Genomic DNA, 555 nt, shown 5'->3' with positions numbered 1-555 from the left:
ATACCCAGTACCTTGCTGATGGATCCGGAAAGACCTTACCCATTATGATATTTTCAAATTTACCACCGTTACTTTCTATTATTTTTCGTGAAGCTACATTGTCTTCGTCAGCAATTAATAGTACTCGATTGAGCCCAAGTTCTTTGGCTTTAGTTAAAGCCAATTTGAGAATCGATGTTCCATAACCATTTCGGCGAAATGATGGTGCAATATCATAACCAATATGACCCGCTTCCAGTGCTAGAAACTCATTATTTATATTGTGACGAATACGAACCACGCCCAAAATAGACTGATTAACATTAATTAGCCAAAAGTGGCTGCATGGGACATAACCTTCACGTAAGTTAATTCCGTTACTTTCATCAGTTAAACTTTGAATATACGAAGAAAAATCCTCTTTTTCCAATAAGTACGATTCAATATTACCAATGTCGTTGGCTGCATAATCCTCGAAGAAATCAAAGAATGCTGACTTCAATTCCAGTGATGGTACAACTAATTCCATGTCAATTTCTCCTTTTAACGGTATAACGCCGCAATAACACGTGCGAA

General features: G+C 37.1%; 1 protein-coding gene. It reads right to left on the bottom strand.

Annotation, left to right across the window (positions count from 1 at the left end; translation table 11 throughout):
• Nucleotides 1–508: GNAT family N-acetyltransferase (locus tag PVK70_RS18900; RefSeq protein ID WP_274441721.1), on the bottom strand; the 508-nt coding region annotated here is incomplete at its 3' end.
• Nucleotides 509–555: the final 47 nt, after the last annotated feature.

Origin of the sequence: Aliivibrio sp. A6 (assembly GCF_028765505.1) — a bacterium.
GTDB lineage: Bacteria > Pseudomonadota > Gammaproteobacteria > Enterobacterales > Vibrionaceae > Aliivibrio > Aliivibrio finisterrensis_A.
This window is presented reverse-complemented; position numbering and strand designations above follow the sequence as displayed.